The sequence below is a fragment of the Clostridium sp. genome, from assembly GCF_021443865.1.
Taxonomy (GTDB): Bacteria; Bacillota; Clostridia; order Clostridiales; family Clostridiaceae; genus Clostridium.
Map to the genome: position 1 here is coordinate 1 of NZ_JABUTB010000082.1, position 9,025 is coordinate 9,025.

The window sequence follows — 9,025 nt, forward strand, 5'->3', positions numbered from 1 at the left end:
CCAATTACAACTTCATCTAAATGTAAAAGTCCAACACTTAAAAATATGCATACACTTAAATGTTCTCCATGTTTTGCAATACCTATTTTGCCACCAACATTTTGACCACTAGCTCTATTCCATACCTGCATTAAAGCATCTCTAGTTGCTCCTATTACGGCACCTTCATGTAAATGTTCTTCTCTTATAAGACCATTTCTTTTAGATGCTACTAAAGCTCTTTCTAATATCTTTGAAGTAGACACATTAATATGTCCACCTATATTTACTGCTGTAACAAATATACCTTCTTTCTTAAGACTAATTTTTAGTTCTTCTTCTTCCTCCCTAGATGAAATAGCCATTCTTGTTGCATACTTTGCAACTTCTAAGCTTGTATTCGCCATAATATCCTCCCATACTACTAAATATATTTATTATTTTATAGATTCACACTTTTCCTTAAAATAATTATTTAATTTACCTAGTGCACCTATCAAAACATCTTTTTCATCTTCAGAAAGATCATCAAGCATAGTTGATACCATTTCATTATGGAATCTTTGATGTAACCTATGTGCTACCTTTCCTTTTCTAGTCAGTTCCACAAGAACTACTCTTCTATCCTCTTCTATTCTACTTCTTTCAACATACTCTTTTTTTATAAGTCTATTGATAGATGTAGTTAGTGTTCCTACTGTTATGCCTAAATCTTGTGCTACTTCACTCATCATTCTTTTTTCTTTTCTACCAATTGCTTCTATAGTATGCATTTCCCTTACTGATAAATCAGAAAAATGTCCACTTTTTAAAGTCTTTTCTTCTATTTGAAGTATTTCATTAAATATTTTAACTAAAAGTTCATTAACTACATTTATCTCTTTTTTCATAATGAATTAATCCCATCCTTTTTTCAATTGTTCCTTATATAAATAATAATCTAAAGCAGATAAAAATTCAATGAAATATCTATTTATCAGCAAAATATTTTGATAATCAAACTTTTTTTTAATCTAATAATTATTTTTATTAACTTTAATTATTTGAAAATTTTCTTTTAATTCACTTAATAATCCCTCTATTTTTATTTCTTTTGGTTTAATTATTGTATATACCACATACACTTTGTTTTCATTATTGTCATAATAATTATATTCTATCTTCTTAATTTTAATTTTCTTTTTCTCTAAAAACTCTTCTATCTCACTTTCTACTTTATCTTCTTTAAAATACTCCACTTCAAATTTCCCATATTTGTTTCTAAAAATAAATTTATTTTCTATTCTTTTTAGAAATACTAGAGTTATAAAAATTATAATAGTAGAAAATATGCTTATATAATATCCACCCATTCCTATTGCTAAACCTAAACATGCTACAATCCATAAAGTAGCTGCAGTAGTTAATCCTTTTATATTTCCTCTATTATGAATTATAGCTCCTGCTCCGATAAATCCAACACCAGTAATTACTTGTGCTCCAAGCCTTCCATAATCTATATTTATAACTTCATATAGTTTTTCCTTTGAAGTTAACATAGCTATGGCTTGATTTCCTATTTCTATCTGAAGAAGAGATACTATAGTAGCTCCTAAACAAACTAAAATATGAGTTCTAAAACCAGCTGCTCTATTTTTAAGCTCCCTTTCGTATCCTATTAAGCCTCCTATAATTAATGCCATAAGTAGCCTTATTATTATATCCTTTATAGTAAGTTCCATATTATCTCCTTATTTTCACCTTTTATTTTTACAATATGAATTCTTACTTAATAAATTGACAAAAGATATATTATTATATTTTTACCTATTATAATCTAAAAATTAACTATATAATATATACTCTTTCTAGTAAATTATAAAATAATAGTTAAAAGAGCTGTTAAAAACAGCTCTTTTAACAAAATAACAAATATACAATAATTACATTAATATAATTTAAATCATACCAATTGATAGTATAGTAATTAATACTCCCATTATTAAAGCTAAATAATAAAAATTATATATATCATCTCTACTGTATATTTTCACTTTATCTAGCTTTCCTTTAGGATATATTACTTCTATTTCATCTCCACACTCAAAGTTACACTTGTTACCAAAAATAGATATTGCAATCTTAACACTCTTATTTTCATCTTTCACTTCTATAATCGGATATATTTTTGCACTGTGCATTGTATTATACTCAACTCCAGGTGTTGAATAGGTATATGCTTCAAATCCTATAACCTTAGCTTTTTTTACGACAAATGCCTTATTTAATATTATTCTTTTAACTAATGTAATACCAGCAATTAAACTTAATGTAATACCAATAATTGAAAATAACACTCCCATTTTCATCCCTCTAATCCAATTTATTTCTCTCAATATATATTATGCTTAATCGCATTAAAAGATATATTAAGGGCAAACTTTCGTAATTTTACAGTAATTTGCTTATTTTCGTAATATTATTTTTCATTTATTTTATCTTTTATAATAATTTATTAGTTTTTCTTAAGGAATTTTACTACTTTTTAAAATTGAATTTTTATTTTCTTTAGACATTTATTTGGTTTACTATTTTATTCCAATAGTCTAATATTAAACTATAGTCATTAATAGGAGGTAATTCTATGAATTATACTAAAGTTAAGTTTGAGATATATGTTCCATTCAGTCATGTAGATAAATTAAGAGAGGCAATTAATAATACAGGTGCCTTAAGCATTGGCAAATATGATAATTGTATTTCAATAACTGAAATAACTGGTTATTTCAGGCCTTTAAAGTCTTCTAATCCCTACTTAGGCAATGAAAATGAATTAAGTATTGAAAAAGAAGCAAAAATGGAATTTAGGTGTCATAAAGATTTAGCTATAGAAGTAATCAACGTAATAAAAGCTATCCATCCATACGAAGAACCAGTATACGACATAATACCTATTATAAACTAGAAGTTATAATAGTAATTTATAATGGTATCAAATCTTAAATATTAGAATATTTTATTTATAAATACTAATATTTGAGGTATTAATAATGAAAGTTATTATAATTGGTGGTGGCTTTGCTGGATGTCAAGCTGCAATACAAGCAAAAAAAATGAAGGCAGATGTTCACCTTATTGAAAGAACAGATATGTTACTTGGTGTTGGCAATGTAGGTGGAATAATGCGAAACAACGGAAGATATACTGCCGCTGAAGAGTTATCTTACTTAGGTGCTAATGAAATAATTGATATTATGGACAGCTTATCTCTTCATAAAAATGTAGATTTTACTGGCCATAAACATGCTAGTCTAACAGATATAGCTATGGTTGAACCAAAAATAAGAAACTATCTAATGACTCTTGGTGTTAATATTCATTTTAAAAGCAGAGCTATAAATGTATCTTTGGAAGATAACTCCATTACTAAAATTAAATTATCTAATGGTGATTATATTGAAGGAGATGTATTTATAGAAACTACTGGATCAACAGGACCTATGACGAATTGTAATAGATATGGCAATGGATGTTCAATGTGCATATTAAGGTGTCCTACTTTTGGTGGTAGAGAAAGCTTAAGTTCAAAAGCTGGAATAGATGATCTTATAGGACAAAGAAGTAATGGCACTCCTGGTGCAATGAGTGGTTCCTGTGAATTGCCTCGAGAGTCATTATCTAAAGAATTATTAGATGAACTCACAACTAACGGTGTAGTAAGTATTCCTATACCTTCTGAAGATATTAACTTAGATAAGCTAAGTCAAAAAGTCTGTCAACAATATGCATTGAAAGAATTTGCTGAGAATGTAATTTTATTAGATACTGGTCATATAAAACTTATGACTTCTTACTATCCTCTAGAAAAACTTCGTAAGATTCCAGGTCTAGAAAATGCTAGATATATTGACCCTTTATCTGGAGGTGTATCTAATTCTATTAGATATTTAGCAGCAAGTCCTAGAGATAATAAAATGAAAATTAAAGGCTTAGATAATATGTTCTGTGCTGGTGAAAAGTCAGGTTTTTTTGTAGGACATACAGAAGCTATGGCTACAGGAGCATTAGCTGGTTATAATTCTGTAAAATACACTTTGGGTGAACCTCTTTTAGAATTACCTAGAGAGCTTTCTATAGGAGATATTATTGCTTATGCTAATGAAGTTTTAGATATGGAAAATGGTAAAATGCAAAGACATACTTTTTCTGGTGGAGAATACTTTGAAAGAATGAAAGAACTAAATCTTTACACCACAGACAAGGATTTAATAAAAAATAGAGTTAATTCCCTATCTTTATTGGGAATATTTAATCAATAAATTATAAAGAGGTTGCTTATGCAACCTCTTTATAATTTTAATTTTATATCATCACGTTTTTAATTGCTCCAGTAGGACACTTCTTAGTACAAATTTGACAATTTACACATTTATCATAATCTACTTTTGCTAAGTTCTTAATTACATGAACAGCATCCTTTGGACAATTTCTTTCACATAATTTACAACCTATACAAGCAGATGTACAATTTTCCTTAACGTGTCTACCTATTTCTGTATTATTACATTCTACTCTTACTTTTTTAGAAACAGGTACTGATTCAATAAGTCCCTTTGGACAAATATTTATACATGCTCCACAGTTTGTACATTTATCAATATTTACTTTAGCAATACCATTAACTATATCAAGTGCACCAAACTCACATACATTAACACAACTTCCTAGTCCTAAACATCCATATGAACATGCTTTTGCACCACCGTTTACCATAAGAGATGCTGTTAAACAGTCTGTAACACCTTCTAATTCATAATTATTTTTAGCTGAATCACAATTTCCATTACATTTAACAAATGCAGTCATCTTTTCAGAAGAATCTACTTTAATTCCTAAAACCTCTCCAATATCTTCTGCAGTTTTTGCTCCACCTACAGAACATAAGTTAGGTTTTGCACCTTCCATTACAACTGCTTCTGCATAAGCATCACAACCAGCAAATCCACATCCCCCACAATTTGCACCTGGAAGACACTCTCTTAACTTAGGTATTCTAGGATCTACCTTTACTTCAAAAGCTTTTGATGCAAAGCCTAAAAGTATTCCAAAAACTAAACCTAAAATTCCTAAGCTTAAAGTTGCATATAAAATATTCATACTAAACCTCCCCTAGTGAATTAATCCTTGGAATCCTAAAAAGGCAATTGACATTAAAGCTGCTGTAAATAATGTAATTGGTAACCCTCTTAGAACAACTGGTATATTTTCATTATTATCTATTCTTTCTCTAATAAATGCTAATAGTACTATAGATAACATATATCCTGATGCAGCACCTAAGGCATTTACTAAAGATTCAACAAAGTTATAGTTTTCTTGTATATTTAATGTTGCCATTCCTAGCACAGCACAATTTGTAGTAATAAGTGGTAAGTATATTCCTAAAGCCTTGTGAAGTGCTGGAGATAACTTTTTAATAGCCATTTCTACAAATTGAACTAAAGCTGCTATAACTAAAACATTAGCTATAGTTTTTAAGTATTCAAGATTAAATTTAACTAATATTTGATTATAAACAAGCCATGACATTACTGATGCTAAAATCATAACAAAGGTAACGGCAAATCCCATTCCTATAGCTGCATCTTTTTTCTTTGAAACTCCAAGGAATGAACAAATCCCTAGGAATTTAGAAAGTACAAAGTTATTTACAAGCATTGCTGCTATAAAAATCATAAATAATTCCATAAGTTCCACCCCTCTTAGTTTTTACTAATTTCTTTAATTTCACTTCCTGAAGAAGTACTGCAAGATCCAGTTCCACAGCCTGAACAGCTTCCACAGCTATGCTCTAAAGGCTTAACTGCTTCCCCAGTCTTAGCAGCTTTTCTCATATTAAAAGCATTTAAAGCTACCATAAGTCCACCAACAGTGAAAAAGGCACCAGGTGCTAATATCATAATAGAAGCTGGTTTAATAGTTTCAGGAATAATTTGAATTCCTAAAATTTGTCCAGCACCTAATATTTCTCTAAATGTTCCAATTAAAAATAATGCTATAGTAAATCCTAGTCCCATTCCAATGGCATCAAATATAGAAGGTAATATTTGATTCTTTGATGCATATGCTTCAGCTCTTCCTAAGATAATACAGTTAACAACTATTAATGGTATAAATATTCCAAGTGAAGAATAAAGACTTGGTAAATATCCTTGCATTAACATATCAATTATTGTAACAAAAGATGCTATAACTACTATATACGCTGGTATTCTTATTTCATCTGGAATTAATTTTCTTATTGCTGAAATCATCATGTTAGAAAATATTAATACAACTGTAGAAGCTAGTCCCATTCCCAAAGCATTTTCTGCACTTGTTGTAACAGCTAGAGTCGGACACATAGCTAAAACTTGAACAAAAATTGGATTTTCAGTAATTATTCCATTTTTTAATCTTTCAATTAATTTATTCATTGCTTTCCTCCTAATTTAATATTAATTTGTGCTAGCGCTTGTATCAGCATCTGTTTCTACCTTTTGTTCTACTGTTTCACCTTTTACATTTTCTAAATAGAATGTAATTGCTTCATTTACAGCATTTACAGATGCTTTACTTGAAGTTGTAGCCCCTGATATAGCTTCTACTTCAGTATCTTTATTAGGAGTAACTTTTACTATTTCCAAATAATCTGTTGCAGGTTTATCCTTAAATCTTTCAGTAAATTTATTCTCGGATATTTTTGCACCTAATCCAGGAGTCTCACTATGTGATAATACTTTCATACCTGTAACTTTATCTTCTTTAGAAATTCCAACAACAAAGTCAACTGCACCATGGAAACCTTTGCTAGTTACTTTCATAACATAGCCTACTAGTTCATTTCCATTAACTGCTTCATAAATTTTTTTAATTGCACCTTCAGAATCTATTTCAATAGTGCTATCTTGAATTTTTTCTGCAGAAGGCATTATGTAGTTTAAATCTTCCTTGCTTATTTTAGAGTTTTCTAAAATTGCTTCTTTAGTTAAATCATTAGCAAATCCAAGTAATAACCCTGAAATCATAGTTATTATTAGAAGGATTCCCCCTAGCTTAAAGTTTCTTTTCATATTCTTAAGCCTCCTTCTTAACCTTAAATTTTTTAGTTGTTAAATATTCTATTAAAGGAGTAAATAAATTTATAATGATAATAGCATAATATGGTCCTTCAGGATTGAATCCTTTAACTGCTATAATTGAAGCACATATACCTGCCATTATTCCAAATATGTATTGTCCTACTCTAGTCATTGGAGTTGTTCCATAATCAGTAGTCATAAAAATTGCAGCTACAAAAAATGCACCTGGTAATAATAATTCTTTATCAAATACATTGTACATAGCCATTGCTGATAAAATGAAAGCTACTGGTCCTCTTAAACTAATTCTTCCTCTAAGGGCTAAGTAAAGTCCACCTACGCATAAAGCTAATATAGATACTTCTCCAATACTTCCTGATGCTTGTCCTATTATTTTATCTATTAATGGAACTACCACATCTGCAGTTTCTGATGCTGATGAAGTTGCATCTGCTACTGGTTTCGCCATAACCCCTGCCCATGAAGCAATTAAGAATGCTTTAGTTGCAGCTGCTGGATTCATAAAGTTTTGTCCATATCCACCAAAAAATTGTTTTACAACTATAGTTGCAAAAATTGATCCTATAATTGGTATCCATAATGGAACATATGTAGGCATTATTAAGCCTAAAATTATACCTAGTACTACAGGGCTTAAATCTGTTAAAAAGGATGTTTTCTTTACAAACTTATTCCAAAGCCCCTCTGCAATAATGCTAGTTAAAATTGTAGTAATAATTATTTTTGCAGCATCAACTTTATAAAAATAAATACCTGCAAATATAGATGGAATTAAAGCTATAATATAATCCATCATTATCTTATTAATCCCTAGCCCTTTTTTTACGAAAGGCGCTGGTGATACTTTAAGATTTCTGTTTTCCACACTTTTCACTCCTATTCAGATTGTTTTATTAGTTAAATACTTTTGAAGTTTTTATTATTTGTGCTATTTCAATATTTGAAGGGCATACAAAACTACATAGTCCACAATCTATACATTTGTTTCCTCCAAATTTTATAAACTCTTCTTTTTCATTTCTTCTAGATAAATCCATAAGTTTCATAGGGCTTAACCCTTCAGGACATACTCTTAGACACTTAGAACAATTAATGCAGTTATATTTTTCACTTGATGGTAAATCTGCTTTGCTTAAGAATAATAATCCTTTTGAATCCTCATTTATTTTTAAATTTATATCATATACAGGAGTTCCATTAAGGCTTCCTCCATCTATAATCTTTTCAAGGATATCAATATTTCCATTTAATTCTTCAAAAACTTCTTTGTATGTTGTATTACTATTAATAGCAATTACCTTATTTCCTTTAACTGCACTACCATAAACAGTAATATATCTTTCTATTTCTTTGCCTAATAAAGATTGTCCATAATTAATAACATCTAATATGTCATATATAACAACATCCTTATTATCGCCATAAACTTTGCCTATAAGTTTATCATCATATAGATCTGTAATAGAAGAAACTTTGATAACTTCACCATACACCCCTAATTCTTTAAATAAGTTTTTGTCTTTTTTATCAACTACAAACTTAACTTCATTTAAAGAATTAATTTTCTCTAATCCTTTCTTTAATTCTTCTTTTTTTTCATTTACTATAATTCCATACCCATTTAAATTTGGTTGAAAGCTAAAGGCCTTAACTATTACTTTTTTATTTTTATTATTTTCGTAATATGAACTAAAACTTTCATCAATTTCCTTAGCAGATAATTCTTCTAAGTTTTCTTTCTTTACTAAAGTTTGTGATAATTTAGAATCAATTAATGTAAATAATTTATTTGAACCTTTTACATTATTAAATAGATTAATTAACACTCTAAAACCTCCTATATATAGTATTCAACATCAAGCCACAAATTTAACTTGAAATTTGATGAGCATTTTCATATTACCACAAATAAATACTTCTCACAA

Annotated in this window: 12 protein-coding genes; 2 read left to right on the plus strand and 10 right to left on the minus strand. The window is 28.9% G+C overall.

The window, feature by feature from the left end; translation table 11 throughout:
• From HUJ77_RS12595 to HUJ77_RS12610, 4 genes are all read right to left on the minus strand, one after another.
• On the minus strand, window positions 1–386 hold a 386-nt coding region (locus HUJ77_RS12595), incomplete at its 3' end, for a HutP family protein (RefSeq protein WP_291709153.1).
• Between the two features lie 30 nt (window positions 387–416).
• Window positions 417–869: a MarR family transcriptional regulator gene (locus tag HUJ77_RS12600; RefSeq protein ID WP_291709155.1), complete on the minus strand. Its 453-nt coding sequence runs from the start codon at window positions 867–869 to the stop codon at window positions 417–419.
• A gap of 123 nt (window positions 870–992) precedes the next feature.
• Entirely contained in the window at window positions 993–1,700 is a 708-nt protein-coding gene (locus tag HUJ77_RS12605; protein ID WP_291709157.1) for an MgtC/SapB family protein, read from the minus strand.
• 216 nt (window positions 1,701–1,916) lie between these two features.
• Window positions 1,917–2,321, minus strand: a complete 405-nt coding sequence (locus tag HUJ77_RS12610) for a hypothetical protein (RefSeq protein ID WP_291709159.1) — start codon at window positions 2,319–2,321, stop codon at window positions 1,917–1,919.
• A 281-nt stretch (window positions 2,322–2,602) separates the two neighbouring features.
• Here HUJ77_RS12610 and HUJ77_RS12615 point away from each other — a divergent pair, with 281 nt between their 5' ends.
• Window positions 2,603–2,923 (plus strand): cytochrome C biogenesis protein, encoded by a 321-nt coding sequence (locus HUJ77_RS12615; RefSeq protein ID WP_291709160.1) that lies wholly within the window; start codon window positions 2,603–2,605, stop codon window positions 2,921–2,923.
• 85 nt (window positions 2,924–3,008) lie between these two features.
• The gene (locus HUJ77_RS12620; RefSeq protein ID WP_291709162.1) at window positions 3,009–4,277 is read left to right on the plus strand and encodes an FAD-dependent oxidoreductase; all 1,269 of its coding nucleotides are present in this window, start codon (window positions 3,009–3,011) and stop codon (window positions 4,275–4,277) included.
• A 43-nt stretch (window positions 4,278–4,320) separates the two neighbouring features.
• Here HUJ77_RS12620 and HUJ77_RS12625 read toward each other — a convergent pair whose 3' ends face one another.
• The 6 genes from HUJ77_RS12625 to HUJ77_RS12650 are packed head-to-tail and all read right to left on the minus strand — an operon-like array spanning window position 4,321 to window position 8,926.
• The gene (locus HUJ77_RS12625) at window positions 4,321–5,115 is read right to left on the minus strand and encodes an RnfABCDGE type electron transport complex subunit B (RefSeq protein ID WP_291709164.1); all 795 of its coding nucleotides are present in this window, start codon (window positions 5,113–5,115) and stop codon (window positions 4,321–4,323) included.
• 12 nt (window positions 5,116–5,127) lie between these two features.
• Complete coding sequence (gene rsxA, locus HUJ77_RS12630; protein WP_291709166.1) at window positions 5,128–5,706, minus strand: electron transport complex subunit RsxA; 579 nt, start codon at window positions 5,704–5,706, stop codon at window positions 5,128–5,130.
• Window positions 5,707–5,720: 14 nt separating this feature from the next.
• Window positions 5,721–6,434 (minus strand): electron transport complex subunit E, encoded by a 714-nt coding sequence (locus HUJ77_RS12635; protein WP_291709168.1) that lies wholly within the window; start codon window positions 6,432–6,434, stop codon window positions 5,721–5,723.
• A gap of 21 nt (window positions 6,435–6,455) precedes the next feature.
• Complete coding sequence (locus HUJ77_RS12640) at window positions 6,456–7,070, minus strand: RnfABCDGE type electron transport complex subunit G (RefSeq protein ID WP_291709170.1); 615 nt, start codon at window positions 7,068–7,070, stop codon at window positions 6,456–6,458.
• 4 nt (window positions 7,071–7,074) lie between these two features.
• The gene (locus HUJ77_RS12645) at window positions 7,075–7,965 is read right to left on the minus strand and encodes an RnfABCDGE type electron transport complex subunit D (RefSeq protein ID WP_291709172.1); all 891 of its coding nucleotides are present in this window, start codon (window positions 7,963–7,965) and stop codon (window positions 7,075–7,077) included.
• Between the two features lie 28 nt (window positions 7,966–7,993).
• The gene (locus HUJ77_RS12650; protein ID WP_291709174.1) at window positions 7,994–8,926 is read right to left on the minus strand and encodes a 4Fe-4S dicluster domain-containing protein; all 933 of its coding nucleotides are present in this window, start codon (window positions 8,924–8,926) and stop codon (window positions 7,994–7,996) included.
• Window positions 8,927–9,025 lie beyond the last annotated feature (99 nt).

What these genes read in the sequence shown, in the direction of transcription:
- HUJ77_RS12605 (WP_291709157.1), bottom strand. Translation starts at nt 1,700, where the DNA reads ATGGAACTTACTATAAAGGATATAATAATAAGGCTACTTATGGCATTA.
- HUJ77_RS12610 (WP_291709159.1), bottom strand. Translation starts at nt 2,321, where the DNA reads ATGGGAGTGTTATTTTCAATTATTGGTATTACATTAAGTTTAATTGCT.
- HUJ77_RS12635 (WP_291709168.1), bottom strand. Translation starts at nt 6,434, where the DNA reads ATGAATAAATTAATTGAAAGATTAAAAAATGGAATAATTACTGAAAAT.
- HUJ77_RS12620 (WP_291709162.1), top strand. Translation starts at nt 3,009, where the DNA reads ATGAAAGTTATTATAATTGGTGGTGGCTTTGCTGGATGTCAAGCTGCA.
- HUJ77_RS12625 (WP_291709164.1), bottom strand. Translation starts at nt 5,115, where the DNA reads ATGAATATTTTATATGCAACTTTAAGCTTAGGAATTTTAGGTTTAGTT.
- HUJ77_RS12640 (WP_291709170.1), bottom strand. Translation starts at nt 7,070, where the DNA reads ATGAAAAGAAACTTTAAGCTAGGGGGAATCCTTCTAATAATAACTATG.
- HUJ77_RS12615 (WP_291709160.1), top strand. Translation starts at nt 2,603, where the DNA reads ATGAATTATACTAAAGTTAAGTTTGAGATATATGTTCCATTCAGTCAT.
- HUJ77_RS12600 (WP_291709155.1), bottom strand. Translation starts at nt 869, where the DNA reads ATGAAAAAAGAGATAAATGTAGTTAATGAACTTTTAGTTAAAATATTT.
- rsxA (WP_291709166.1), bottom strand. Translation starts at nt 5,706, where the DNA reads ATGGAATTATTTATGATTTTTATAGCAGCAATGCTTGTAAATAACTTT.